24 protein-coding genes and 1 riboswitch are annotated in these 24630 nt (G+C 60.5%); of the genes, 12 read left to right on the plus strand and 12 right to left on the minus strand.

Annotated features, from left to right (window positions below):
• Window positions 1–63 precede the first annotated feature (63 nt).
• The 3 genes from crcB to Q9R34_RS09565 form a co-directional block, all read right to left on the minus strand.
• Window positions 64–441: a fluoride efflux transporter CrcB gene (gene crcB / locus Q9R34_RS09555; RefSeq protein WP_033753408.1), complete on the minus strand. Its 378-nt coding sequence runs from the start codon at window positions 439–441 to the stop codon at window positions 64–66.
• An 89-nt stretch (window positions 442–530) separates the two neighbouring features.
• Window positions 531–607, minus strand: a riboswitch (Fluoride riboswitch).
• Between the two features lie 36 nt (window positions 608–643).
• Window positions 644–985, minus strand: a complete 342-nt coding sequence (locus Q9R34_RS09560; protein ID WP_485893267.1) for a type II toxin-antitoxin system RelE/ParE family toxin — start codon at window positions 983–985, stop codon at window positions 644–646.
• Window positions 986–993: 8 nt separating this feature from the next.
• Window positions 994–1221: a type II toxin-antitoxin system Phd/YefM family antitoxin gene (locus tag Q9R34_RS09565; protein WP_485893319.1), complete on the minus strand. Its 228-nt coding sequence runs from the start codon at window positions 1219–1221 to the stop codon at window positions 994–996.
• A 96-nt stretch (window positions 1222–1317) separates the two neighbouring features.
• Here Q9R34_RS09565 and Q9R34_RS09570 point away from each other — a divergent pair, with 96 nt between their 5' ends.
• A complete protein-coding gene (locus tag Q9R34_RS09570; RefSeq protein WP_485893269.1) occupies window positions 1318–2244 on the plus strand; it encodes a nucleoside hydrolase in 927 nt (308 codons plus the stop codon).
• On the opposite strand, the gene Q9R34_RS09575 is transcribed toward Q9R34_RS09570, so the two are convergent.
• Window positions 2225–3253, minus strand: coding sequence for a zinc-binding alcohol dehydrogenase family protein (locus Q9R34_RS09575; protein ID WP_485893271.1), 1029 nt, complete (start codon window positions 3251–3253; stop codon window positions 2225–2227). The two genes, Q9R34_RS09570 and Q9R34_RS09575, sit on opposite strands and share 20 nt — an antisense overlap.
• Before the next feature lie 137 nt (window positions 3254–3390).
• On the opposite strand from Q9R34_RS09575, the gene Q9R34_RS09580 reads away from it, so the two are divergent.
• The gene (locus Q9R34_RS09580) at window positions 3391–4293 is read left to right on the plus strand and encodes a GntR family transcriptional regulator (protein ID WP_434124727.1); all 903 of its coding nucleotides are present in this window, start codon (window positions 3391–3393) and stop codon (window positions 4291–4293) included.
• A 165-nt stretch (window positions 4294–4458) separates the two neighbouring features.
• A complete protein-coding gene (locus Q9R34_RS09585) occupies window positions 4459–5811 on the plus strand; it encodes an MFS transporter (RefSeq protein WP_485893274.1) in 1353 nt (450 codons plus the stop codon).
• Between the two features lie 27 nt (window positions 5812–5838).
• Here Q9R34_RS09585 and Q9R34_RS09590 read toward each other — a convergent pair whose 3' ends face one another.
• From Q9R34_RS09590 to mntP, 5 genes are all read right to left on the minus strand, one after another.
• Entirely contained in the window at window positions 5839–7230 is a 1392-nt protein-coding gene (locus Q9R34_RS09590) for a hypothetical protein (protein ID WP_485893276.1), read from the minus strand.
• A complete protein-coding gene (locus Q9R34_RS09595; protein WP_485893277.1) occupies window positions 7223–8143 on the minus strand; it encodes an alpha/beta fold hydrolase in 921 nt (306 codons plus the stop codon). Before Q9R34_RS09595 ends, Q9R34_RS09590 begins: the two co-directional genes overlap by 8 nt.
• A gap of 133 nt (window positions 8144–8276) precedes the next feature.
• The gene (locus Q9R34_RS09600; RefSeq protein ID WP_485893279.1) at window positions 8277–9113 is read right to left on the minus strand and encodes a fumarylacetoacetate hydrolase family protein; all 837 of its coding nucleotides are present in this window, start codon (window positions 9111–9113) and stop codon (window positions 8277–8279) included.
• A gap of 198 nt (window positions 9114–9311) precedes the next feature.
• Window positions 9312–9389, minus strand: coding sequence for a stress response protein AzuC (azuC, locus tag Q9R34_RS09605; protein WP_120457375.1), 78 nt, complete (start codon window positions 9387–9389; stop codon window positions 9312–9314).
• A 119-nt stretch (window positions 9390–9508) separates the two neighbouring features.
• On the minus strand, window positions 9509–10084 hold the full coding sequence (mntP, locus tag Q9R34_RS09610; RefSeq protein ID WP_048783280.1) for a manganese efflux pump MntP: 576 nt from the start codon (window positions 10082–10084) through the stop codon (window positions 9509–9511).
• 303 nt (window positions 10085–10387) lie between these two features.
• Here mntP and Q9R34_RS09615 point away from each other — a divergent pair, with 303 nt between their 5' ends.
• The 3 genes from Q9R34_RS09615 to Q9R34_RS09625 all read left to right on the plus strand — a co-directional run bounded on the left by Q9R34_RS09615 (window position 10388) and on the right by Q9R34_RS09625 (window position 15346).
• Window positions 10388–10630 (plus strand): DUF1158 domain-containing protein, encoded by a 243-nt coding sequence (locus Q9R34_RS09615; protein WP_434124707.1) that lies wholly within the window; start codon window positions 10388–10390, stop codon window positions 10628–10630.
• A 513-nt stretch (window positions 10631–11143) separates the two neighbouring features.
• Window positions 11144–12760 (plus strand): malate dehydrogenase (quinone), encoded by a 1617-nt coding sequence (gene mqo / locus Q9R34_RS09620; protein ID WP_485893282.1) that lies wholly within the window; start codon window positions 11144–11146, stop codon window positions 12758–12760.
• A 201-nt stretch (window positions 12761–12961) separates the two neighbouring features.
• Window positions 12962–15346, plus strand: a complete 2385-nt coding sequence (locus Q9R34_RS09625) for a phosphoketolase family protein (RefSeq protein WP_485893283.1) — start codon at window positions 12962–12964, stop codon at window positions 15344–15346.
• Here the strand turns inward: Q9R34_RS09625 and Q9R34_RS09630 are convergent.
• The gene (locus tag Q9R34_RS09630) at window positions 15343–15924 is read right to left on the minus strand and encodes a LysE family translocator (RefSeq protein ID WP_485893285.1); all 582 of its coding nucleotides are present in this window, start codon (window positions 15922–15924) and stop codon (window positions 15343–15345) included. The two genes, Q9R34_RS09625 and Q9R34_RS09630, sit on opposite strands and share 4 nt — an antisense overlap.
• A 135-nt stretch (window positions 15925–16059) precedes the next feature.
• Between Q9R34_RS09630 and Q9R34_RS09635 the strand changes: the two genes are divergently transcribed.
• Window positions 16060–17547, plus strand: a complete 1488-nt coding sequence (locus Q9R34_RS09635; protein WP_485893287.1) for an aminotransferase-like domain-containing protein — start codon at window positions 16060–16062, stop codon at window positions 17545–17547.
• Here Q9R34_RS09635 and Q9R34_RS09640 read toward each other — a convergent pair.
• Entirely contained in the window at window positions 17514–18137 is a 624-nt protein-coding gene (locus tag Q9R34_RS09640; protein WP_485893289.1) for a glutathione S-transferase family protein, read from the minus strand. The two genes, Q9R34_RS09635 and Q9R34_RS09640, sit on opposite strands and share 34 nt — an antisense overlap.
• 98 nt (window positions 18138–18235) lie before the next feature.
• Between Q9R34_RS09640 and Q9R34_RS09645 the strand changes: the two genes are divergently transcribed.
• Window positions 18236–19090, plus strand: coding sequence for a PhzF family phenazine biosynthesis protein (locus tag Q9R34_RS09645; RefSeq protein WP_485893291.1), 855 nt, complete (start codon window positions 18236–18238; stop codon window positions 19088–19090).
• 79 nt (window positions 19091–19169) lie between these two features.
• On the opposite strand, the gene Q9R34_RS09650 is transcribed toward Q9R34_RS09645, so the two are convergent.
• On the minus strand, window positions 19170–19928 hold the full coding sequence (locus tag Q9R34_RS09650) for an SDR family NAD(P)-dependent oxidoreductase (protein ID WP_485893293.1): 759 nt from the start codon (window positions 19926–19928) through the stop codon (window positions 19170–19172).
• Between the two features lie 115 nt (window positions 19929–20043).
• Between Q9R34_RS09650 and Q9R34_RS09655 the strand changes: the two genes are divergently transcribed.
• The 4 genes from Q9R34_RS09655 (at window position 20044) to Q9R34_RS09670 (ending at window position 24618) form a co-directional block, all read left to right on the plus strand.
• Complete coding sequence (locus tag Q9R34_RS09655; RefSeq protein WP_434124699.1) at window positions 20044–20943, plus strand: LysR family transcriptional regulator; 900 nt, start codon at window positions 20044–20046, stop codon at window positions 20941–20943.
• Between the two features lie 45 nt (window positions 20944–20988).
• Entirely contained in the window at window positions 20989–22005 is a 1017-nt protein-coding gene (gene yhjD / locus Q9R34_RS09660; RefSeq protein ID WP_434124698.1) for an inner membrane protein YhjD, read from the plus strand.
• 276 nt (window positions 22006–22281) lie between these two features.
• Complete coding sequence (locus tag Q9R34_RS09665; protein WP_434124697.1) at window positions 22282–23616, plus strand: MFS transporter; 1335 nt, start codon at window positions 22282–22284, stop codon at window positions 23614–23616.
• A gap of 81 nt (window positions 23617–23697) precedes the next feature.
• Window positions 23698–24618: a LysR family transcriptional regulator gene (locus tag Q9R34_RS09670; RefSeq protein WP_485893296.1), complete on the plus strand. Its 921-nt coding sequence runs from the start codon at window positions 23698–23700 to the stop codon at window positions 24616–24618.
• The last annotated feature ends 12 nt before the right edge of the window (window positions 24619–24630 follow it).

The following is a 24630-nucleotide window of genomic DNA, read 5'->3' on the forward strand; positions in this document are numbered from 1 at the left end:
CTTAATTGTCCGGAATAATCGGTTGCAACCGCGGCGGAATGTTTCTGCGGCCGGTATTTGCCCTTAGCCGAGAAAATTTACCAGCGCGAAGCCGGCAAAGGTCATCAGCAGCGATCCAGCGACGTGCGTCAGCACGCTGGTCATCGCCCACAAATACTTACCTGATTGTAGCAACATGAGAATTTCTGCCGAAAAGGTTGAGAAGGTCGTCAGACCGCCACACAGGCCGGTGACGATCAGCAGCTTCCAGGCGGGGTCGAGCTGGGGATTTTTAACAAACCAGGCCAGTGCGGCGCCGATAATAAAGCCACCTGCCAGGTTCACCAGCAGCGTGCCCGGCGGCAGGCTGGGAAAGAGCGCGTTAAAGCGCAGCGAGATAAGCCAGCGCAGCGTACAGCCTGCAGCGCCGCCCAGCATCACGGCGAACAGCGACTTCAACATGATTAACTCCTGTAGTCAGCGATCGCGCAGGGAGGTGGCGGAGAGAGCAGTAGCCTGACACACCAGCAACGCCTGCGAGAGGATTCGGGTTGATGTCAGGCGTCATCAGCCGCTGGGAGCGCCAGCTGGCGGTTGGGAAAGGTGGAACGCCATCACCTTAAGGCGTTGATAATACGATGAGGCACAGGGAGAGACAAGCGGGTCAGACGTGCAGCAGACGGCGGAAGAGCAGATTCTGGAGGCTTTGCCGCGGCGAGAGCAGCACATGCACGAAAACATCCGGCAGCGTCAGCGAATAGAGGATGCGATAGCCGCCGCTGGTATAGCATTCGCGATAGCGGCTAATGCCCAACGCCAGCAGCTCGCTACAGATCGGACAGCCTTCAGGAAAGATTGCCACGCGCTGCTCGAACTCATCCAGCGCGCGCCGAATGAGGGCTGTGGGTTCATTGCCTAATCTGCGCTGAAAAGCGGCGATCTCTTCGATACTGAGACGCACGGTGGGGAGATAAATAAAGGTCAGTTCAGCATCCTGCCGGGACATTATTTACCTCACAGATTCGAGAGAAGCTCATCGCGCGTCATGCCGCGCTCTTTTTGTTTATCCTCTTCGGAAAGCGCCAGCAGACGAAGTAGTGCCAGAGTGTCGTCGCGCTGCTGTCTATCGGCCCATGACTCAATAACATAGGCCGGGTTGCCGTTTTGCGTCACCAGGATAGGTTCGGAAATGTCGAGCGACGCCGCATTTCGCTTAATATCACTGATCGTCTGAATTTTCATCACTGCCTCCGCGGTTGATGAACCAAATTTAGACTGATAAAAAACCATGAGCAACATTTTTGTTGCTTTTTCAGGCAATACGCTACGGGAGAAGTGATGCGCACCTTGATTTTCGATACCGATATCGGCGTAGATGACGCCTTTGCGCTGGCCTACGCGGCGCGCACGCAGCGGCTGCTGGGCATCACCACGGTGTTCGGCAACGTGGCGGTGGGACAGGCGGTGAAAAACGCCCGGCTGTTTTGCGAAAAGATGCAGATCGACGCGCCAGTCTACCGCGGCTGTTCGCGCCCGCTGGCGCTGCCGCCCAGCGAATCGGCAACGCTGCACGGCGAAGATGGCTTAGGCGATGCCTTTGCCAACGCCTGTAGCGACGCGGCGCCGGGCGCGGTGCAGTTTATTATCGACAGCGTGCGCGCCCGGCCGCACGACATTACGCTGGTGGCGATTGGCCCGCTGACCAATATCGCCAGCGCCATCAATCAGGCGCCGGACATTATTCCGCTGGTGAAAGAGCTGGCGATCATGGGCGGCGCGTTCGGCACCGACGGCCACAGCGGCAACGTGACGCCTTTCGCCGAGTTCAATATCTGGAAAGATCCGCACGCCGCCGATCAGGTGCTCAGCTCGGCGCTTAACATCGTGATGCTGCCCCTCGACGTAACGCACAAGGTGTTGATCAGCGCTGAGGAAATTGAGCAGCTTAACCAGCCGGTGCTGAGCGCCATCGTGCGGCCCTATCTTACCTATAGCCTGCAAAAAGAGGGGTTCGACGGCATGGCGCTGCACGACACGCTGGCGATCGCCTGGCTCTGCCAGCCCGAGGCGTTTCAGCTAAGCGAAAGCCCGCTGCGCGCGATCGCCGAGGGTATCGCGCGCGGGCAGACGGTGCGTAAGCTGAGCGCGCTGGCGTCGCGAGAGGATCCGTTTCGCCAGCTCCCAGCCCATCGCGTGGCGCTGGACGTGGACGCCGCGCGGGTGCGCGACCACTTCTTCCGCACCCTTAGCGATCGAAGTGAATAACGCCCTTTATCAGCTCGCGGTTGTTGATCACCTGCGGCGCGAAGCTTTCCGCCAGCGTCGAGAAAGCGAAGTGCGCGTTGAGCATCATCGCGGCGCGCAGCTGGCCGCTCGCCATCAAATCGCGCACGCGATCGAAGTCTTCGCGCGTCGCGTTGCGGCTGCCCATTAGCGTGGTCTCTTTCTTGTGGAACTCGCTGTCCGGGATCACTAGATCGCCCTTATGCAGGCCCACATAGACCACGGTGCCGCCGTGCCGCATCAGGTTGACCGCGTTATTCATCGCCGCCGGACTGCCGGTGGCGTCGAGCACTTTTAGCGCCAGCCTGCCGTTGAACTGCGCGCGCAGCGCGTCGTAAAAGTCGTCGTGCGCCGGATCAAGCGCCGCCAGGCCCAGCTCTCTGGCGACGTGCGCGCGGCGAAACGCGCTGGTGTCCGCCACCACGACGTTCGCGCCCGCTGCCGCGGCGATCGCCGCCACGCCCAGGCCTATCGGCCCCGCCCCCACCACCAGCACATCGTCGTCCGCGCCGACGCTTGCCCGGCGCACCGCGTGCGCGCTGATGGCGAACGGCTCAATCAGCGCGGCGGCCTCCGGCGCCACCTCTTCTACCGGCAGCAGGTTGCCAGCCGGCACCGCGAGGTAGTCGCAAAAGCCGCCATCCTGATGCACGCCGATCACGGAAATCTGTTCGCAGCAGTTGGTTTTGCCGCTCTGGCAGGCATCGCAGCGCAGACAGGAGAGATAGGGGATCAGCGCCACGCGCTGGCCCGGCTCAACGCCCGTCGCGCCTTCGCCCAGCGCGACCACTTCGCCGCACAGCTCATGTCCCAGCACGCGCGGATAGCTGAAGAACGGCTGATTGCCCGCCCAGGCGTGGATATCGGTGCCGCAAATGCCGGCGGCGATGATTTTAATCAGCGCCTCACCGGCGGCCGGGGCAGGCCGCTCGCGCGTGGCCCAGATCATGTTCTTTGGTTCAGCGATGACCAGGCTTTTCATTGTCGTCATGGGAATTCTCCTGTTGTTCTGCCGCAGTTATGACGAATTGATCACACACCGACTGTTTTGCCCGCGCGATCTGTGAGGCACGACGTTTTTTTTGGGATTTGAATGGTTTTTAATAAATAAAAAACCGGAGATCGCTCGTGAGCCGCAACCTGAATCTGCGCCAGAACGTGATTAACCAGATGCTGGAGGGGATCGCCCAGCGCCATATCCGTTCGCCGCTGCCTGCTCAGGCCGCGCTGGCGGAGATGTTCAATATCAGCCGCACGACGGTGCGCCATACGCTGCACTATCTGGCACAGCGCGGCGTGCTGGAAAAAGTGGCCGGAACCTATGTGATCGTGCGGCAGCCGCAGGAAGAGGATGGTTTCAGCGAGCTGACCTCGCCGATTGAGCAGCAGGCGAGCCAGTTCGAGCAGGCGTTTTTCGAGATGATCAACCAGCGCCAGCTCGCGCCCGGCGACGCTTTCAGCGAGCTACAGCTGGCGCAGCGGGTGAAGGTCAGTCCGGTGGTGGTGCGCGAGTTTCTGCTGCGCTTTATGCGTTACGATCTGCTGGAGCCGGTCAGGCGCGGTCGCTGGCGCATGAAGAAGTTCACCCTGGACTACGCCGACAAGCTGTTCGAGCTGCGCGAAATGCTGGAAACGCATGCGCTGACGCGCTTTCTCAACCTGCCGCCGCAGGATGAGCGCTGGATTCAGGCGCGCGACCTGCTGGATCGCCACCGCGCCCTGCGCGATACCATCGCCAGCGACTACCGCCAGTTCGCCGCGCTGGATAAAGAGCTGCACTCGCTGATCCTCTCCGCCGCCAATAACCCCTTTTTCAACCACTCGCTGGAGATTATTTCCGTTATTTTTCATTCCCATTACCAGTGGGACGAGCGCGATCTCAAGCAGCGTAATATCGTGGCGCTGGAGGAGCATATGGCGCTGCTCTCCGCGCTTATCGGCCGTCAGGACGTCGATGCGCTGCTGGCGCTGCATAACCATCTGGCCACCTCCCGCTCGTCGATGGCACGCTCGATCCAGCAGTACAATTAAAAACCGATTAAAAACCGCAAAGCATTAGCTCCCGCACGAATCAGAAACATCTTCGCAACATTACGGCTGCATTACTTCTAGTCTCGACAGCAACTCATAGCGGCCGCCTGCCGCTATGTCCTTAGCTGTCTGATAACGATAACGACCCCGCTACGGGAGTATGCCATGGAAAATACCTCAACCCGCGACGCGAAAAATCCGGCCGCCGGAACGCCGCCAGAGCAGGAGTATGTGCCGGCGCGCAGCGATATCGTGCGCTCGCCGCGCATTCGCAAGATTCAGATCACCGCCATGCTGCTGCTGCTGTTCGCAGCCATCATTAACTATCTCGACCGCAGCTCGCTCTCGGTCGCCAACATGACCATTCGCGAGGAGCTGGGGCTGAACGCCACCGAGATCGGCATGCTGCTCTCCGCCTTTTCGCTGGCGTATGGGCTGGCGCAGCTGCCCTGCGGCGCGCTGCTGGACCGTAAAGGGCCGCGCATTATGCTGGGTCTCGGCATGTTCGTCTGGTCGCTGTTTCAGGCGGCCGCCGGGCTGGTGCATAACTTCACCCAGTTTATTCTGGTGCGCATCGGCCTCGGCATCGGCGAAGCGCCGATGAACCCGTGCGGCGTGAAGGTGATCAACGACTGGTTCAACATCAAAGATCGCGGCATGCCGATGGGCTTCTTTAACGCCGCCTCAATGATCGGCCTGTCGGTCGCGCCGCCGGTGCTGGCCGCGATGATGCTGGCGTTCGGCTGGCGCGGCATGTTTATTATCATCGGCGTACTCGGCATGTTTCTGGCGATTGGCTGGTATCTGATTTATCGCGACCGCGACAACAACAAGCTCAGCGCGGAAGAGATCCACTATTTGCAGGCGGGCAGCGTGGCGTCGCGTAAAGAGCCGCTGAGCTTCGCCGAATGGCGTGGCTTGTTTAAGCAGCGCACCATGTGGGGCATGATGATCGGCTTTAGCGGCATCAACTATACCGCCTGGCTTTATATTGCCTGGCTGCCGGGCTACCTGCAGTCGACCTACCATCTGGATCTGAAGAGCACCGGCCTGCTGGCGGCAATTCCGTTCCTGTTCGGCGCAGCGGGCATGCTGCTCAACGGCTACGTGGTGGATGCGCTGGTGCGCCGCGGCTTCGACGCGGTGAAAACCCGCAAAGTGTGCATTATCTCCGGCATGCTGCTGTCGGCGGCCTTTACCGCCTTCGTGACGCGCGCCACCGATACCACCAGCGCCGTTACGCTGATTGGTATGGCGCTCTTCTGCATCCACTTCGCGGGCACCTCCTGCTGGGGGCTAATTCACGCCAACGTGACGGCGCGCATGACCGCGTCGGTCGGCAGCATCCAGAACTTCGCCAGCTTTGTCTTCGCCTCGTTCGCGCCGGTCATCACCGGCTGGGTGCTGGATACCACGAAGTCGTTCAGCCTCGCGCTGATGATCTGCGCCGGTATCGCCGTGGTGGGCGCCCTCGCCTATCTGGTGCTGGTGCGTAAGCCGATCACCGACGGCGTATAGCGGTAAAGCAGCCGGGCGCCCGCCCGGCTAGCTCAGCTTATGCAGCGTCACGCCGTGGCGCGCGCCGTAGCGCTCAATACCGGAAATAACCTTCTCTATGCTCAGCGGCGGCGGCGGCGCGAAAAGCGGCGCCCGCGCCCGCAGCACCGCATCAAAGTGCGCGAAAGCGGCCAAATCATGCGGATAGCGCTCAGTATCAACGCCGACGAAGGCCCCCTCATTTATCGCGCGATCGAGCAATGCCTGCCAGCGCTCGAGCGGCGCCAGTCCGATGCTCTCCGTCCCGGTTGAATAGAGCAGCATATCGATATCGCGATAGCGCGGCTGCCGGTCAAGGAAGCGCGCCAGTGAGGCGGCGGAAGGCTCGGCGCCCGACATCAGCCAGAACGGAATGGCGTGCTGACGCATGGCGCACCAGGGATCCATCAGCAGATAGCTGCCCACCGTCAGGCGCGTGGCGTTGATGCCCGCCGCCAGATACCAGTCGCGGTAGATCTCCGCCACCACGAAGCTCAGCGCCTCGGGATCCTGATAGCGTATTTCCATCAGCTGCCAGCCCTGATCCGCTGCCAGCTTTTTCAGCGGCGACTTCAGGTATTCGTCCAGCCCCCACTCCGCTTCCGGCACGCGATCGGTAGGCGCGGGCGCCTGCCACCGATCGCGATCGCTGCCGTAACGCGCCAGCAGTTCCGCTACGCGTCCGCTGCCCTGCAGATACTCCTTCTCCGCTGCGCCGCCCAGCGCGCCGAACTGGAAAAAAGAGCGATCGCTGGTGCGCGTTACCGGCCACTGCTGGGTGCAGTGGCTGATAAACAGCGTACTTTTGCCCGGCAGGCTGCGCATCAGGAACTCATTGAAGGCGAGCGGCAGCGCGCGCAGCTTCAGGTGGAAGTAGCGCAGTCTGTCGAGCGTCAGCCGGTCCTGGTTGGGATCCTGGATCTGATGCACCGCCAGACGCGGCCACGCGGCCAGCAGCGCCGCCGCCACCGCTTTGCCCTGCTCAAAGCCCGCCTGAGCGTCGTCGGGATCGCTGTGCGGCGCACGCACCGGACAGAGAAAGGTTTGCGGCAGCCAGGGCGCGCCCGCCGCCGCGGCCAGATGGGTCAGCGCGCCGTTCGACGAGCCGATAAAGGCGGCGGGATAGTCGCGCTCCGGATATTCGCTCACCATCCATTCGGCGATGCCTTCGAGATCGAGATCGCCCGCCTGCGATTCCGTGATGCCTTCCGCCATGCCGCCGACGGCGTAGCCCCACTCTCTCAGCCGGGTCGGCAGGCGGTCGAGCGACGGCAGCAGGCGATCGCGCATCGGCGACGCCTCGGCGTCGTCGACCGGCTTATCATGCAGCGTGTGGGCCAGCGCCATCAGCATGGCGGTGGCGGAGTCGAAGCGGGCGATGCCTTTAGGCAGTTTACTCATCCTGATTCTCCTGCTGAATGCGCGTCAGAAAGGGACGGATGGCGTGGCGAAAGCTCCACGGATAGACATAGTGCAGCGTATGGGTGCCGCCGCGCAGCGTCAGCACCTCGCCGCGCGGCATCAGCGCGCCCAGCTCCTCGACCCAGCGCGCGGGCGACACCGTATCGCGCGAGCCGCGCAGCAGCAGCGTCGGCGCGTTGATATAGGGCAGACGATGCTCAATGCGGTCCTGCAGCAGCAGCCGATGGGTTTTCAGCGCGCGCCACAGGCCCGCTTTGGCCAGGTCGACGTGCATCAGCGACGTGGAGGGGCGATGGCGTTCGAGACGGCTATTGCGCCAGCCGCGCCGCGCCTGACGCAGCAGGCTGCGCGCGTGGCGATCCACCGTCGGGCCCTGGAAAACCAGCCCGGCCACCGCTTCGGGATGCCTGACGGCCAGCGCGGCGAGCACCTGACAGCCGGAGGCGCTGCCGATCCAGATCGCGCGCGTCATCTCGTTATGCTGCAGCCACTGCCAGAGCGCATCGGCCTGCTCTTCCACCGACAGCGCAGGCGCCGATGCGGGCAGGACGCTGGCACCGAAACCGGGCAGATCAGGCACCAGCACGCGATAGTTGTTGCTGAGCGCCAGCGCCAGCTCCTCCATCGCGCGTCCCGACATCACCAGCTCGTGCACCAGCACCAGCGGCAGGCCGGGCGCGTCGTGGGGCGTCACGCGCGTAAACATGCGCCACTCGCCAACCTGTTGAAAATAACCGGCCAGCCCGGCGTGATGGCTGCGCGGCGAAACGGGCGGCGTCTGTTTTAACCGCCGCCACTGCTGAACGCCCCACCAGGTTGCCGCTGCGCCCAGCCCTAGCCCGGCCAGCAGCGCGCCGCTTTTCCAGCGCGTCGGTTGTTCCTTCCGCCTCATTACCCGCTCCTGAATATGGTTGTGTCACTTCAGTGTAGGCGGCGAAATCGTGACCAGCAGGCGAGGCGGGAGAAAGTTGGAGCGGGGTATCAAAGAACAGGCTGCGATTAGGACCAACCGCAGCCAGTGGGGATTAGGCGATTACGTTGCGCAAGCGGCCAATCTTTTCGATCTCCACTTCCACCACGTCGCCGCTGAACATAAACAGCGGCGGCGTGCGCTTTTTACCAACGCCGCCTGGCGAGCCGGTAAAGATGACGTCGCCTGGCGAAAGCGGGCTGAAGGCGGAGATATATTCGATAATGTTCGCCACCTTATGCACCATGCTGCCAGTGGTGTCGTTCTGCACTTCGCGTCCGTTCAGAAAGGTTTTTATCGCCAGCGCCTGCGGATCGCCAACCACTTCAGCCGTCGTCATCCACGGCCCGAAGCCGCCGGTCTGCGGCCAGTTTTTCCCGGCAGTGAACCAGGTAAACTGCATGTCGCGCACGGTGGCATCCATAAAGCAGCTGTAGCCCGCCACATATTCCAGCGCCTGGGCCGCTTTGACCTGATGCGCCGGCTTGCCGATGATGACCGCCAGCTCCCCTTCATAGTCGAATTCGCTGGTGGTCGCTGGCTTCAGTAGCGGCCGCTCATGGCCAGCCAGCGAGTCGGCGAAGCGAATAAACAGCGTGGGTGCGTCCAGGGTTTCAGAGAACTCTTTGCGTTTATCGGCGTAGTTCATGCCGACGCAAAAGACTTTGCCTGGGTTTTCAATTACCGGCAAGAACTGCAGCGCGGAGAAAGAGTAGTCTGCGGGCATGTCGCGGAAGGCAGCCAGGTCGGCCATGGAAGAGCGCTGGAGAAAGGTTTTTAAATCCGGGCAATGCGCGCCCAGGCGCAATCCGACATCTACTACGCCGTTTTTAAGGGCGATGCCAAAACTTTTCCTTGCCTGATCAGGAAGATAAAAACTGCAAAGCTGCATTACTGCCTCATTGTTATAAGAAAAATTGCGCGCAGATTAGCAAAAGATAAGATGAAAATCGTACGAAGTTTCGCTCATCCGATCTGTCGGTAGAGCGCAGATCGCATTACGCCGATAAGGCGCAGAGTGGTCTGAAGCGAGAGGATTATATGCGGTCGCTTCAGACCGCAATTGTCGATATGTCGGTGCAACGGTAACTCAGTACATCGCGCCTGGCGGGACATATTTGAAGGTTTCGACGTAAGCGCGGAAAACATATTTCACTAAGCGTTTCATAGATTACCTGATTCAAAATTTGTTGAAGAAATGCAGCGAAAGTATAGCTTCCGTGCATTTTTCAGGCAATAAATTTTGAACCAGATCACAAAAAACAGATTAACTGGCGAGTAGCGGCTTCAGGAGAAGAGGTTGAGATGCTGGATGAGGATAGTGCAGCCAATCGAAATCAACACCACACCGCCGAGCACTTCTGCCCATTTGCCCAGCACCGGTCCGACTAAACGTCCCACCAGCACGCCGGTGGTCGCCATGATGGTGGTTGCCATGCCAATGGTCAGCGCGGTGGCGATAATATTGACCTGCAGAAAGGCCAGGCCTACGCCGACGGCCAGCGCATCAAGGCTGGTGGCAACCGCCGTGGCTGCCAGCACCATAAAGCCGTGACGCTGCGGCGCTTCACACGGCTCTGCCGTCGCCGTCTGGCGAAAACCTTCCATCATCATGCGCCCGCCGAGAAACGAGAGCAGGAAGAAGGCGACCCAGTGATCCCAGGCCATCACATAGCGGCTGGCGGCAAGACCGGCAGCCCAGCCGATCAGCGGCGTCAGCGCTTCAATGGCGCCAAAAATCAGGCCGGTGCGCAGCGCCTCTTTGAATCCGGGACGATGCAGCGCCGCGCCTTTACTCAGCGCTGCGGCAAAGGCATCCATCGACATGCCGAAGGCAAGGATCAGAGTTGCGATAAAAGTCATAATGGCCAGTGTCAGGGTAAAAAGCGTTCAGACGCCCGCTTTTTTCCGCAATAACGGTTCAGTCTGGTAAAAGTGCGCGCAGTCTATCACGCATCATGCCTGATAAAAAGACAATAAAATCATGGGTTTAAGTATAGCAAAGGCTATAACTTTTATCGTTCGCTATGTTTTGCCGCTAAGTTAATGGTACTTAAGCCTTTTCTCAAGGCGCAATGCGCCCTTCAGGCGTGTGGCCGCCTCGGGGATTGAACCCTGGCGGAGATTGCCGGAAAATGGCCGCGCTGATTAATGCGGAACCTGCTAATGAAAAATCCTTTTGAATCTCTGATTATCCCCGGCGGCATCTTGCTGCTTGGCTTTCTCTCTGCGCTGCTGCTGCCTGCGCCCAATTTTGGTCTGACGATGGCCAGAAGCCTGACTCAGCGGCTGCACCTGCAGGACATCAACCAGCTTTACACCCTCATCTTCTGCGTCTGGTTTCTGCTGCTGGGCGTGGTGGAGTTCTGTGCGATCCGTTTTATCTATCGCCGCTGGTTTCGCTCGTAATGCGCTGCCCGCCGCTGCGGCTATGGGCCGAGCGCGGGCTGGCCGCACTCACAAAAATGTAACATTACTTTTACAGAATCGGCTGAAATACCCCTCGTCGTGAAAAATTCTTTATCAAGCCATTTTTCATTAACCTAATAAAATCAAAAACTTATAATGTAAGCCACTTTTTGCCCTCCTCCATGCGATGCACTACTTTCGTGCATTTACGCAACATCATATTCGGTTAACCTGCTAATTTTTCGGTAAAAAATCCCTTATGGCCGCCCGCCTGAGATGATTAATTCTTATGCTGAATCATTTCTGCATTTAAAAAATAAACAAATGTTTAATTCAGAGGCGAGAATGTTATATTCAACAGACAAAGCATAACGTGCAGTTAACCTGCATCCCGCTTAAACGAACCTGTGTCTTAACCTTTGAGAAATAGCGCAACGCGCTCCCCAGAAGCGCGACTATTTCGCCTGCGAACCTGTTGAGCATCAGGTCAACAGAGAGAGGAGATGTCGCCTCATGAGCAAAACAGCTGTAAACCTTACGCTCGCAACGAGCGCCGTTGGCATGGAAAAACCGCAGATGTCCGAGCGTAAAGATGTTGATGTGCTGCTGATTGGCGCAGGCGTCATGAGCGCGACGCTGGGCGCCTGGCTGCAGGATCTGGAGCCCGACTGGACCATTGAAATGGTCGAGCGTCTCGGGAGCGTGGCGGAAGAGTCCTCCAACGGCTGGAATAACGCCGGGACCGGCCATGCCGCGCTGGCAGAGCTGAACTATACGCCGTTAAAGGCGGATGGCAGCATCGACATCAGCAAGGCGTTAGCCATTAATGAATCCTTCCAGGTTTCCCGTCAGTTTCTGGCCTGGCAGGTTCAGAAGGGCCGCCTGCACTCGCCCGAACGCTTTATCAACAGCACGCCGCACATGAGTTTTGTCTGGGGCGAAGAGAATGTAGCTTTCCTGCGTAAGCGCTATCAGGCGCTGCAGAAAAGCACGCTGTTCCGCGGCATGGCCTACTCCGAAGATCCGCAGCAGATTGCCGAGTGGATCCCGCTGGTGATGAAAGGACGCGATCGCCGCCAGAAAGTCGCGGCGACCTGGACGGAGATGGGCACAGACGTCAATTTTGGCGAAGTGACGCGTCAGCTGATCGCTTCGCTGGAGAAGCATCCCGGCTTCCGCCTGCGCCTTCGTCAGGAAGTGCGCGACCTGAAGCGCCTGAGCGACGGCCGCTGGCAGGTGACGCTGCATTCGCTGGCCACGGGCGAGAGCCGCGTGTTAACGGCGAAAAGCGTCTTTATCGGCGCGGGCGGCGCGGCGCTGCCGCTGCTGCAGAAGAGCGGCATTCCAGAAGTTAACGGCTACGCCGGTTTCCCGGTCGGCGGCTCTTTCCTCGTGACCGAGAACCCGGACGTGGTGCGCCAGCATATGGCGAAGGTCTACGGCAAAGCCTCTGTCGGCGCACCGCCGATGTCGGTGCCGCACATCGACACCCGCGTGCTGGACGGCAAAAGAGTGCTGCTGTTCGGCCCGTTTGCCACCTTCTCCACCAAGTTTCTTAAGCAGGGTTCGCTGCTCGATATGTTCGGTTCGATGAACGGCGGCAACCTGCTGCCGATGATGAACGTCGGACTGAAGAATTTCGATCTGGTGAAATATCTGGTCGATCAGGTGCTGCAGAGCGACGCCGACCGCATGGAAGCGCTGCGCACCTATGTGCCGGAGGCGCATCCTGACGACTGGCGTCTGGTGACCGCTGGCCAGCGCGTACAGATCATTAAGAAAGAGGCCAAAGAGGGCGGCGTGCTGCGTCTCGGTACCGAAGTGGTCACCTCGGCAGACGGCTCGATTTCCGCCCTGCTCGGTGCCTCGCCCGGCGCGTCGACCGCCGCGCCGATTATGCTGGAGCTGATGGCGAAAGCCTGGCCGGAGCAGATGGCGTCGACGGAATGGCAGAACCGCATTCGCGCGGTGGTGCCCACCTGGGGCCGCAAGCTCAACGGCGACGTGACGCTGACGGAGAAAGTGCTGGCAGATACCAGCCGCGTGCTGAAACTCGCCTACGCGCCGCCGGTGACGCCGAACGCCGCGAACGACGAAGCGCGCGAGACCGCGCACGTTGTCGGCAAGTAATACGGTTTTGCTGATAAAAGCCCCGCTGATGCGGGGCTTTTTTGTTTTTAGCCGCGATACCTGAGCAGGGGTGTCAACCGATGGCAACGTGGTGAATACGGCCTCCCTGCCAGCCCGTCGCCTGGTCGAGTCGCGCATTCTCTATTAGGGTTAATGGAACGCTTTTTTCCCGCCACCTTTCGCTAACCAGGAGAATGCCCGATGTCACAATCGACCGCTGCCAGTGAATTACGCCTGCTGGACCGCTACTGGCGCGCCGCCAACTACCTTTCCGTCGGGCAGATTTACCTGATGGCGAACCCGCTGCTGCGCGAGCCGCTTCAGCCGGAACATATCAAGCCTCGCCTGCTGGGGCACTGGGGCACTACGCCCGGCCTCAACTTTATCTACGCGCATCTCAACCGCATCATCCGCCAGCGCGACCTGAATATGATCTATATCTGCGGCCCCGGCCACGGCGGGCCCGGCATGGTGGCCAACACCTGGCTGGAGGGCAGCTACAGCGAAATTTATCCGCACGTCAGCCAGGATGCCGAAGGCATGCAGCGCCTGTTTAAGCAGTTTTCGTTTCCCGGCGGTATTCCGAGCCACGCCGCGCCGGAAACGCCGGGATCGATTAACGAAGGCGGCGAACTCGGCTATTCGCTGTCGCACGCCTTTGGCGCCGCCTTCGATAATCCGGATCTCATCGTGCCCTGCGTCATTGGCGACGGCGAGGCGGAGACCGGCCCGCTGGCGTCGAGCTGGCACGGCATTAAGTTCCTCAATCCCCAGCGCGACGGCGCCGTGCTGCCGATTCTGCACCTTAACGGCTACAAAATTGCTAACCCTACTATTCTGGGACGCGCCAGCGACGACGATCTGCAGCAGCTGTTCCGCGGCTACGGCTACGAGCCGCTGTTCGTCAGTGGGCATGAGCCGGAGAAGATGCATCAGCTGATGGCGGATACGCTGGAGCACGCCTTTAATCAAATCGCCGCTTACCAGCAGGCGGCGCGCGCGGGCGGGGTGCAGGAAGGCGTTCCGCGCTGGCCGATGATTATTATGCGCAGCCCCAAAGGCTGGACCGGCCCGCAGGAGGTTGATGGCAAAAAGGTTGAAGATTTCTGGCGCGCCCATCAGGTGCCGGTCGCCGCCTGCCGCGAGGATGCGGGACATCGCCAGATTCTGGAGCAGTGGCTGCGCAGCTATCAGCCAGAAGAGCTGTTCGACGAACAGGGTCGATTGAAGCCGGAGCTGCGCGCGCTGGCGCCGCAGGGCGATAAACGCATGGGCGCATCGCCCTACGCCAACGGCGGTCTGCTGCGCCGCGAGTTGAACACCCCCGATATCCGCGAATTCGCCTTTGACGTCAAAGAACCTGGCTCGCAGCTGGCGCAGGCTACCGAGCAGTTTGGCCGCTACCTGACGGAGATTTTTGCGCGCAACCAGCATAACTTCCGCCTGTTCGGCCCTGATGAAACCGCCTCGAACCGCCTGACGCCGGTCTTTGACGTCACCAGCCGCACCTGGATGGAGCCGGTGAAGCCCTACGACGAGCAGCTGGCGCGCGATGGCCGCGTGATGGAAATCCTCAGCGAACACCAGTGTCAGGGCTGGCTTGAGGGCTATCTGCTGACTGGCCGTCACGGCCTGTTCAACTGTTACGAAGCCTTTATCCATATTGTCGATTCGATGTTCAATCAGCACGCCAAGTGGCTGAAGGTGACGCGCAAGCTCGGCTGGCGCAAGCCGGTCTCTTCGCTGAACTATCTGCTCTCTTCGCACGTCTGGCGCCAGGATCACAACGGCTACAGCCATCAGGATCCTGGCTTTATGGATCACGTCGCCAATAAAAAAGCGGATATCGTGCGCATCTACCTGCCGCCGGACGCCAATACGCTGCTGTGGGTCGGCGATCACTGCCTGCGTACCTGGGACCGCATCAACGTTATTGTGGCGGGCAAGCAGCCGTCGGCGCAGTGGCTGGATATGGAGAGCGCCATCGCACACTGCGAGGCGGGCATGGGCGAATGGCGCTGGGCGGGCACCACGCCGGAAGGCGAAGAGCCGGACGTGGTGATGGCGTGCGCCGGCGACGTGCCGACGCTGGAGACGCTGGCGGCGGTGGATCTGCTGCGCGGCTATCTGCCCGACCTGCGGATCCGCGTGGTGAACGTGGTCGATTTGATGGCGCTGCAAACGCAGGAGCAACATCCGCACGGCAAAAGCGAGGAGGCGTTTGACGCGCTCTTTACGCTCGACAAGCCGGTGATCTTCGCCTTCCACGGCTATCCGGCGCTGGTGCATCGTCTCACCTATCAGCGCAGCAACCATCATAATTTCCACGTGCGCGGCTTTAACGAAGAGGGCACGACCACCACGCCGTTCGATATGACCGTGCTAAACGAGCTGGACCGCTATCACCTGGCGCAGGAGGCGATCCTGCGCGTGCCAGGCCTGGCGGATCGCCATCCGGAACTGCTGGACGATTTGCAGGAGCGCATCGCCGAGCATCATCGCTACGTGCGGGAATATGGCGAAGATGTGCCGGAAGTGCGCGGCTGGAAATGGCCGTCGGAAACCGGTGCTGGCGCGCCCGATTAACGCAGGGCGCCCGCCAGCATCCATAACGTGGTGGCGACCAGCGACAGCGCCATGACGCCGTTGAAGAGACGACGCTTCCACGGCGTCTGCAGATGCAGGCCCAGCCGATCGCCCAGCGCCGCCCAGATGAAAACGCAGGGCAGGTTGACCAGCGCGAAGCCGAGCATCACCGGCAGCAGCCCGCTCTGTGCGCTCCACAGCAGCGCCACGTTGGTCGCCATCAGCCAGGCTTTGGGATTGACCGCCTGAAAGGCGATGGCACCGGCGACGGTCATCGGCCGCGCTTTTTCCCGCTGGGTCGGCGCGCCTGCCCGCCACAGCTTCCACGACAGCCAGAGCAGATAGGCGCAGCCCGCCAGCGTCAGCGGCAGCCGGACGGCACTCATCCAGCTCAGCAGCCACTCCAGCGCCAGCACCGCCAGCGCGGTTTGCAGCAGGCAGCCCAGCAGTATGCCGGAGATCATAGGCAGCGTGCGCCGCAGGCCGAAATTGACACCGGAGGTCGCCAGCAGCAGGTTGCTGGGGCCAGGCGTGATGGACATCACGGTGACATAGCTAAAAAAAGCGGGATCGAGCATGGCGGCGTTCTCGTTTATTAAACAGAACCCTATGCTAGAGCGCGGAAAGGATTGGTAACAGAGACACAAAATAACTATTGTCATGGTTACAGTTGCCATTTTTAACTATTGTACCTATGACTTGCGGAGGCTTTTGTGTCCCTTTCTCCTTCAGCCGATCAGCCGCTCTATTACCAGCTTGCCGATAGCTTCGCCGAGGCGATCCATCAGGGCACGCTAAAGCCCGGCAAGCGCCTGCCTGCTATTCGCCGCGTGGCGCAGACCCATCAGGTCAGCATCAATACCGTCCTGAACGCCTGGCAATTGCTGGAGGATCGCGGCCTTATCGAGGCGCGTCCGCAGTCAGGCTACTATGTGCGCAGCGTGCTGCCCGCCCTGACGCAGCCGGTTCCGCATCGCGCCCGCATCAAAGATCCGAGCAGCGAAAAGCTCGATCTCATCGAGCAGGTGTTCGCGGCGCAGAACCATCCCGACTACGTCAATATTTCGCTGGCCTGCCCGCAGGATGGCGAGCTCTATCCGTCGGCACGCCTCGCGCGCATTACCGCCTCGCTGCTGCGACGTAATCCCGATTTAATCGGCCGCTATGCGCTTCCGCCTGGTAGTGAGCGCTTACGGGAGGAGATTGCGCGCCGCGCGCTGCATGCGGGCATGTCGCTGACCAGCGACGCGATTACCCTGACCCACGGCTGTATGGAGGCGCTGCAGCTGGCGCTGCGCGCGGTGACGCAGCCCGGAGACTGCGTGGGGCTGGAGTCGCCGACCTACTTTTTCCTCTTTCCGCTGCTGGCGTCGCTGGGGCTGAAGGCGCTGGAGATTCCGACCGATCCGCAGCACGGCCTTTCGCTCGACGCGCTGGAGATGCTGCTGCAGGAGAAGCGCATCCAGGCGCTGATCGCCATGCCGAGCGCGCAGAATCCGCTGGGCTGCTGCATGTCGCGCCAGAACAAGCAGCGCCTGGCAAAGTTAGTAAATACTTACAACGTTCCGCTGCTGGAAGATGGTCTCTATGACGAGCTGCAGTTCGACTGGCCGCTCTCGCCTACCGTTAAGTCATACGATTCAGAGGGCTGGGTGATTTACTGCACCAGCTTTACCAAGACGGTAGCGCCTGACTTTCGCATCGGCTGGATCGCCGCCGGCCGCTTCCATGAGGCGATTGCGCGCCTGAAGGCGGTCTCCTCTATGGCTGAATCCCGGCTGCTGTCGGAGACGCTGGCGGAATTCCTCGCCAACGGCGGCTACGATCATCATCTGCGCACGCTGCGCCGCCGCTACGCCGCCAATATGGATGAGGCGCGCGGCCTGATCGCCCGCTATTTTCCGCAGGGGACGCGCGCCACGCTGCCGCGAGGCGGATTTGTTTTTTGGGTCGAACTGCCGGAACAGGTGGATACGGTGGCGATGTTCCATCGGTTGCTGCAAGAGCAGATCTGCGTGACGCCGGGCGCGCTCTATTCGCTGAGCGAACGCTACAATCACGCGCTGCGTCTCTCCTGCTGCTATCCCTTCGACGATCGCTATAGCTGGGCGCTGAAGCGCACCGGCGCGATCGCCTGCGAGCTCGCGGGTCTGGCGCCCGGGCTCGATCAGGGTTTGCCGTTGCGGCCCCAGACCGTGTAGGGATGACGCTCGGTCAGGCGTTCGTAGTAGTTACGCACCGCTGGCAGGCTGGGATGATCCAGCGGGGTTTCATACCAGCGGTTGACCGCCAGCCCGACGCCGATATCCGCCAGGGTAAAGTTGCGGCCCGCCACATAGCGTCCGGTTTTCTCCAGCTGCTGGTTGAGGATGCGCATGGTGTGCGCCCAGCCTTTGCAGGCCGCCGCCAGCAGACGCGGATCCTGATGCGCCGGCGAGTTGCGCACCAGCGACATAAAAGCGTAGCGCCAGGAGGTGTTGAGTTCGGTGGATTGCCAGTCCATCCACTGATCGACCGGCGCGCGGGCGCGCGGGTTTTGCGGATAGAGCCAGTCGCCTTCATAGGCGTTGGCCAGATAGCGCAGGATGGCGTTCGACTCCCACAGCACAAAGTCGTCGTCGATTAATACCGGGATTAAGGCGTTAGGATTGAGGGCAAGGAATTCCGGCTTGCGCAGCGAATCCGGCTCGGTGCCCCACTCTTCGCGTTCAAAGTCGAGATCCAGTTCGTCGCAGAGCCAGAGCACTTTACGCACGTTGATTGACGAGTCGCGCCCAAGAATTTTCAGCATAACGGTCTCCTGCAGGAATTGTTAACATATTGATAACCCTGTCAGGCCATAAACGCAAATGTCGGGCGTGGAAATGCCCTGTTGAGAAAGGAGCAATAATGAACGTCGCCTTTAAGCAAGTAGATGTCTTTACCTCGTCAGCGTTTAACGGCAATCCGCTGGCGGTGATTATGGATGCGCAGGGCCTGAGCGACGCCCAGCTCCAGACCATCGCCCGCTGGACGAATTTATCTGAAACCACGTTCGTGCTGCCGCCGCAGCATCCTGAAGCTGACTATCGCGTGCGCATCTTTACCGTCGAAGGCGAGCTGCCGTTTGCCGGGCATCCGACGCTGGGTACGGCGCATGCGCTGCTGGAAGCGGGCTGGCCGACGAAAAATCCCGGCAAGATGGTGCAGGAGTGCGGCGTCGGCAACGTGACGGTCAGCATCGACGCCGAGGGTTCGCTGGCGTTTGCCGCACCGGATGCGACTATCACGCCCTTCACCGACGCCCTGATGGGCAATGCGCTCGGCTGCGAGCTGTTCGACACCACGCACACGCCCGCCGTGGTCGATATGGGCATCCGCTGGCTGCTGGTCCCGATGATTAGCGCCGAAGCGGTGCTGGCGATTCAGCCCGCCGTCAGCGATCTGCAGCGCCTGCTCGCCCATGCGGGCGCGACCGGGGTGATGCCGTTCGGCCCATTGCCGCACGGCGAGAGCGAGCAGTATGAAGTGCGCGGCCTGCTGGTGGAAAACGGCAGCCTGACGGAAGACCCCATTACCGGCAGCGCCAACGCCTGCCTGGCGCGCTACTTTGCCGCGCAGGGCCAGATGCGGGATTACCGCACCCGTCAGGGCACGGCGATCCGGCGCCAGGGGCGCGTATCGGTGCGCTATGAAGGCGACCAGATCTGGATTGGCGGCAAGACCGTCACGGTGATTGACGGCACTATCAGGCTGTCGCCATAACGCTGCCGGGCAGGTGACATAAACCCGTCGCAATGTTCAGGGCGTCTCTGCTCGCCCAGCGCGGCAGAGACACATTTGCTTATAACGCCTGGCCGCCCGACGCCTCGATGCGCTGCGCCGTGATCCAGCCGGTTTCCTCGCTGAGGATTGCGCAGATGGCGTCGCCGATATCGTCCGGCTGTCCGACGCGCCCCAGCGCGGTAAGCGCCGCGATAGTGTCGTTGATCTCTTTGTTATCGCGCACGCGCCCGCCGCCGAAGTCGGTCTCGATGGCGCCCGGTGCCAGGATATTGACGCGAATGCGGCGTTCCCCCAGCTCTTTTGCCTGATACCGCGTCAGCACCTCCATCGCGCCTTTGACGGAGGCGTAAGTCGCCGAGCCGGGATAGGTCATGCGCGTCAGGCCGCTGGAGATATTTAAAATGCGCCCGCCGTCGTTGATCAGCGGCAGCAGTTTCTGCGTCAGGAAATAGGGACCTTTGAAGTGAACGTTAACCAGCGCGTCGAACTCCTCCTCTGTGGTCTCGCTAAATGGCTTATAGTGACCATGTCCGGCGTTGTTGATTAAATAATCAAAGCGCTCGCGCTGCCATGCCGTTTCCAGCGTCTGTTTGACCTGTGCGGCAAAGTCGCTGAACCGGCTGCTGTCGCCGACATCCAGCCGCAGCGCGGCCGCGCGGCCGCCCAGCGCTTCGATGGCTTTTACCACCGCCTGCGCCTCTTCATAATGGCTGCGGTAAGTAAAAAGGATATCAACGCCCTTTTCGGCCAGTTTTAGCGCCGCATTTTTGCCTAAACCACGGTTGGCGCCCGTAATCAGTGCAATTTTATTACTCATGTTTCGATCCTGTTGCAAAATTGAACACCAAATCAGGATATTCCCCGGTAATTGATCTATAAATGCCTGGAAATACGCAGCACTGTTTCGTTTACAACAACAATCGGTGAACAATATGGACAAAATTCACGCAATGCAGGTTTTTGTGCGGGTAGCGGAAATGGGCAGTTTTACCCGTGCGGCGGAGAGCCTGGGCCTGCCGAAAGGCAGCGTGTCGCGCCAGCTGCAGGCGCTGGAAAATCAGATGGGCACGCGGCTGCTGCATCGCACCACGCGCCGCGTGCAGCTTACCCAGGATGGGCTGGTCTACTACGATCGCTGTCTGGATCTGCTGTCGATGATCGACGATATGGACAGCCTGTTTCAGCACGATCCCGCTACGCTGAGCGGCAAGCTGCGCGTCGATATGTCAGTGGCGATGGCGACCGGCTTTATCCTGCCGCGTCTGCCGGAGTTTTTGCAGCACTACCCCGGCGTGGAAATCGAACTCAGCAGCAGCGACCGCATGGTGGATGTGATCCGCGAAGGCTTTGACTGCGTAATTCGCGTCGGCGAGCTAAAGGATTCCGGCCTGATTGCGCGAAAAATCGGCACCTATACCTTGATTAACTGCGCCAGCCCTGGCTACCTTTCCCGCTTCGGCATGCCGACGCGGCTGGAGGAGCTCTCGTCGCACGCCATGGTGCACTACACGCAGCAGCTCGGCCAGCCCTCGCCCGGCTTTGAGTATTTTGACGGCAGGCAGTGCCACTACGTGCAGACCGGCGGCGTCGTGACGGTCAACAGCACGGAAACCTATCGCGCCGCCTGCCTGGCGGGGCTGGGCATTATTCAGGTGCCGGCGATGGGCATCTACCCGCTGCTGGAGTCTGGACAGCTGGTGGAAGTGCTGCACGCCTTCCCGGCGAAGCCGATGCCGATCTCTCTGCTCTACCCTCATCGGCGCAATGTGGCGCGGCGCGTGCGCGTGTTTATGGAGTGGCTGAGTCAGGTGTTGCAGGAGTATGTCACCTGAGCGGCTATAATTGCCTTTTCAAGTAAAGCAGGATGATAACTGTCTATGACGGACAAACAGGAAAACCCGACCAGTTCCGAGCAACCTAAACCGCTGATCGATATTCAGACCGGCAATAAAACCGTCGATGGATCGATTCGTCGCGTATCGCGCTTCGCCGCCTGGTTTCAGGCGATTCCGGCGGTGGCGCACTTTATTCGCGCGCTGGAGCGCTTTAACGATCGTCTGGGAAGCCAGTTTGGGGCGGCTATTACCTACTTCTCGTTTTTGTCGCTGATTCCGATCCTGATGGTCTCTTTCGCTGCCGTGGGGTTCGTGCTGGCATCGAACCAGGATCTGCTGTCGGATCTGATCAATAAGATCGTTAACAGCATCAGCGATCCCACGCTCGCCACCACGCTGAAAAATACGGTGAACACCGCTATCCAGCAGCGCGCCACGGTGGGCATCACCGGTTTGCTGCTGGCGCTCTACTCCGGCATCAACTGGATGGGCAATTTGCGCGAAGCGGTGCGCGCCCAGTCGCGCGACGTCTGGGAACGCAAGCCGGACGATCAGGAGAAGTTCTGGAAAAAGTATCTGCGCGACCTGATTTCACTGATCGGCCTGATGCTGGCGCTGGTGATTACCCTTTCGCTGACCTCTATCGCTGGCGCAGCGCAGGCGGCGATTGTCAACGCGCTGGGGCTGGCGGATATCGAGTGGCTGCGCCCGGTAATGACCGCCATCGCGCTGTCGATTTCGATTATGGCCAACTATCTGCTGTTCCTGTGGATTTTCTGGATCCTGCCGCGCCACAAGCCGCGCAAGAAAGCGCTGTTTCGCGGCACGCTGCTGGCGGCTATCGGCTTTGAGATCATCAAGTTCGTGATGACGCTGACGCTGCCGAAGCTGGCCACCTCGCCTTCCGGCGCAGCCTTCGGCTCTGTGCTTGGGCTGATGGCGTTCTTCTACTTCTTCGCCCGTTTGACGCTCTTCTGCGCCGCCTGGATCGCCACCGCGAAGTATAAGGACGATCCGCAGATGCCGGATTCGCGCCGCGCCTCGCGCCATCAGGTGTAAGAAAACGTTAACGGCAGCGAAAAATTTCCCCCTTCGGCTATTTTTTTAACCATCCAGCAGGATGAATAGCTGAAGGGTCACTTTTATTTCCCCCTTTTATAGAGATTCTCGCTGCAAAAGGCGGGCTTCTCCCTGCCTTAATCCGCGCATTCCAGTACGACACAAATTATTCACTTTTTCGCCAAAAAAGCCCGTTCTGGCGCGGGTTATCAGCGTTGAATGCGGCATGCCAGGTGCGTAATATTCCTGGTCTCTATTTACAATTAAGAAACAGTTATGCAAGCCTCCATCACAGAACCCCTGAAAAAGTCACAAGACGAAACGCCGGTCAATTCGCGCGGCAAGGTCGTGGTGGCCTCGCTGGTCGGCACCGCCATCGAATTCTTCGATTTCTATATCTACGCCACGGCGGCGGTGATTGTCTTTCCACATATTTTCTTCCCGCAGGGCGACAATACCGTGGCGACGCTGCAGTCGCTGGCGACCTTCGCTATCGCCTTCGTGGCGCGCCCGATCGGCTCCGCCCTTTTCGGCCACTTCGGCGACCGCGTGGGCCGTAAGGCGACGCTGGTGGCCTCGCTGCTGACGATGGGCGTTTCTACCGTAATTATCGGCCTGCTGCCGGGCTATCAGTCGATTGGCGTTGCGGCGCCGCTGCTGCTGGCGCTGGCGCGCTTTGGCCAGGGGCTCGGTCTCGGCGGCGAATGGGGCGGCGCGGCGCTGCTGGCGACGGAAAATGCGCCGGCGAAAAAGCGCGCGCTCTACGGCTCTTTTCCGCAGCTCGGCGCGCCGATCGGCTTCTTCTTCGCCAACGGCACCTTTCTGCTGCTCTCCTGGCTGCTGACCGACGAGCAGTTTATGCAGTGGGGCTGGCGCGTGCCCTTTATTCTCTCGGCGGTGCTGGTGATTATCGGCCTCTATGTGCGCGTGTCGCTGCACGAAAGCCCGGTGTTCGCCAAAGTGCAGAAAGAGAAGAAGCAGGTGCGGGTGCCCATTGCTGCGCTGTTGAGCAAGCATCTCACCGCGACCATCCTCGGCACCTTTATCATGCTGGCAACCTATACGCTGTTCTACATTATGACGGTCTACTCGATGAGCTACGGCACCGCGCCGGCGCCTGCGGGCCTCGGCTTCTCGCGCAACAGCTTTCTGTGGATGCTGATGATGGCAGTGATCGGCTTCGGCGTCATGGTGCCGATCGCCGGTCTGCTGGCGGATCGCTTTGGCCGCCGTAAGACCATGATCACCATTACTCTGATGATTATCGCTTTCGCCTTTTTGTTCCCGGCAATGCTCGGTTCCGGTTCGCAGGCGCTGGTAATGGCCTTTCTGCTGCTCGGCCTGAGCGTCATGGGGCTGACCTTCGGTCCGATGGGCGCGCTGCTGCCGGAGCTCTTCCCGACCGAAGTGCGCTATACCGGCGCCTCTTTCTCCTACAACCTGTCGTCGATTCTCGGCGCCTCGGTTGCGCCCTATATCGCCACCTGGCTGAACGCCCACTACGGCTTGCAGGCGGTAGGCTACTACCTGGCATCCATGGCGGCGCTGACGCTGATTGCGCTCATCGCCTGTAAAGAGACGCGCCATCAGACGCTATACGAAGCGGTGTAAGCGAAATCAGGAAACCCGGCTAAGGCCGGGTTTTTTTGTCATGGTATAGTTCCTGCTGTTTCGGTATGCAGGAAAAGAATGATGGCAACGGCAGCGCACCTGATCAGCAATAACCTTCCCAGCGTTAAACAACTTCAGTGCTTTCTTGCCGTCGCATACGAGCTCAATTTCCGGCGTGCCGCCGAGCGTCTCAACATGACTCAACCTCCCCTGACGCGTCACATCCAGAGCCTCGAAGCGCTGCTCCACCAGCCGCTCTTTAGCCGCAGCACGCACGCGGTGAGCCTGACCGAGGGCGGGCGTGCGCTGGTCCCCAGAGCGGAGCGAATTCTTGCCGATCTTGACGCCCTCAGCGCCGGTTCTCTTTCCCGCCCGCATCGTCTGCGCATCGGACTGACACGCACGCTGGACTTTACGCGCATACCGCCTGTCGCCGCGCGGCTGGCGCAGCTGGATGCCGGCGACGAAATCGACTCGCCCGATCTGACCTCTGCCCGGCTGCTGCAGTGTCTGGCGCAGAACCGGCTCGATCTGGTGCTGACCGGAGAGAAAGGCGCTGGCGAGCACGATAACGTCCGCTATCGCTGGATCTGCCGTGAGCCGCTGCTTATCGCGCTGCCAGCCTCGCATCCCGCCAGCCGACAGCCGCAGGTTTCGCTCGACGCGGTCAGCAATCTGCCGCTGTTCTGGTTCGCCAGGCGCGCCAATCCCGCCTTCTTTGATAAGTGCGAACAGGTTTTCGCAAAGCTGAAGACGCCGCTGAAAAAGATCAACGAGCCCGACGACTCGCTGACGATGCTGGCGCATATCGCCCGCGGCAAAGGATTCGCTCTGCTGCCGCAGTCAAAGTGCGCCTTTAATCAGGAAGGATTATGCTACCGGCCGCTGCGCGACGACCAGGCGCAGCAGCTGCATATCGACGTTTACGCCGCCACGCGCCGTGACGACGCGCGTCCGGCGCTCCTGCAGGCGCTGGAGAAGCTAAGCGACAGCGCGCCTTAATACCTTTTCAGC

It is taken from the genome of Enterobacter sp. BRE11 (assembly GCF_031844285.1).
Classification (GTDB): Bacteria; Pseudomonadota; Gammaproteobacteria; order Enterobacterales; family Enterobacteriaceae; genus Pantoea.

Bases quoted from the DNA above. Each gene is read 5' to 3' on its own strand.
- crcB (WP_033753408.1), bottom strand. From the start codon at position 441: ATGTTGAAGTCGCTGTTCGCCGTGATGCTGGGCGGCGCTGCAGGCTGT.
- Q9R34_RS09560 (WP_485893267.1), bottom strand. From the start codon at position 985: ATGTCCCGGCAGGATGCTGAACTGACCTTTATTTATCTCCCCACCGTG.
- Q9R34_RS09565 (WP_485893319.1), bottom strand. From the start codon at position 1,221: ATGAAAATTCAGACGATCAGTGATATTAAGCGAAATGCGGCGTCGCTC.
- Q9R34_RS09570 (WP_485893269.1), top strand. From the start codon at position 1,318: ATGCGCACCTTGATTTTCGATACCGATATCGGCGTAGATGACGCCTTT.
- Q9R34_RS09575 (WP_485893271.1), bottom strand. From the start codon at position 3,253: ATGACGACAATGAAAAGCCTGGTCATCGCTGAACCAAAGAACATGATC.
- Q9R34_RS09585 (WP_485893274.1), top strand. From the start codon at position 4,459: ATGGAAAATACCTCAACCCGCGACGCGAAAAATCCGGCCGCCGGAACG.
- Q9R34_RS09590 (WP_485893276.1), bottom strand. From the start codon at position 7,230: ATGAGTAAACTGCCTAAAGGCATCGCCCGCTTCGACTCCGCCACCGCC.
- Q9R34_RS09595 (WP_485893277.1), bottom strand. From the start codon at position 8,143: ATGAGGCGGAAGGAACAACCGACGCGCTGGAAAAGCGGCGCGCTGCTG.
- Q9R34_RS09600 (WP_485893279.1), bottom strand. From the start codon at position 9,113: ATGCAGCTTTGCAGTTTTTATCTTCCTGATCAGGCAAGGAAAAGTTTT.
- azuC (WP_120457375.1), bottom strand. From the start codon at position 9,389: ATGAAACGCTTAGTGAAATATGTTTTCCGCGCTTACGTCGAAACCTTC.
- mntP (WP_048783280.1), bottom strand. From the start codon at position 10,084: ATGACTTTTATCGCAACTCTGATCCTTGCCTTCGGCATGTCGATGGAT.
- Q9R34_RS09615 (WP_434124707.1), top strand. From the start codon at position 10,388: ATGAAAAATCCTTTTGAATCTCTGATTATCCCCGGCGGCATCTTGCTG.
- mqo (WP_485893282.1), top strand. From the start codon at position 11,144: ATGAGCAAAACAGCTGTAAACCTTACGCTCGCAACGAGCGCCGTTGGC.
- Q9R34_RS09625 (WP_485893283.1), top strand. From the start codon at position 12,962: ATGTCACAATCGACCGCTGCCAGTGAATTACGCCTGCTGGACCGCTAC.
- Q9R34_RS09630 (WP_485893285.1), bottom strand. From the start codon at position 15,924: ATGCTCGATCCCGCTTTTTTTAGCTATGTCACCGTGATGTCCATCACG.
- Q9R34_RS09640 (WP_485893289.1), bottom strand. From the start codon at position 18,137: ATGCTGAAAATTCTTGGGCGCGACTCGTCAATCAACGTGCGTAAAGTG.
- Q9R34_RS09645 (WP_485893291.1), top strand. From the start codon at position 18,236: ATGAACGTCGCCTTTAAGCAAGTAGATGTCTTTACCTCGTCAGCGTTT.
- Q9R34_RS09650 (WP_485893293.1), bottom strand. From the start codon at position 19,928: ATGAGTAATAAAATTGCACTGATTACGGGCGCCAACCGTGGTTTAGGC.
- Q9R34_RS09655 (WP_434124699.1), top strand. From the start codon at position 20,044: ATGGACAAAATTCACGCAATGCAGGTTTTTGTGCGGGTAGCGGAAATG.
- yhjD (WP_434124698.1), top strand. From the start codon at position 20,989: ATGACGGACAAACAGGAAAACCCGACCAGTTCCGAGCAACCTAAACCG.
- Q9R34_RS09665 (WP_434124697.1), top strand. From the start codon at position 22,282: ATGCAAGCCTCCATCACAGAACCCCTGAAAAAGTCACAAGACGAAACG.
- Q9R34_RS09670 (WP_485893296.1), top strand. From the start codon at position 23,698: ATGGCAACGGCAGCGCACCTGATCAGCAATAACCTTCCCAGCGTTAAA.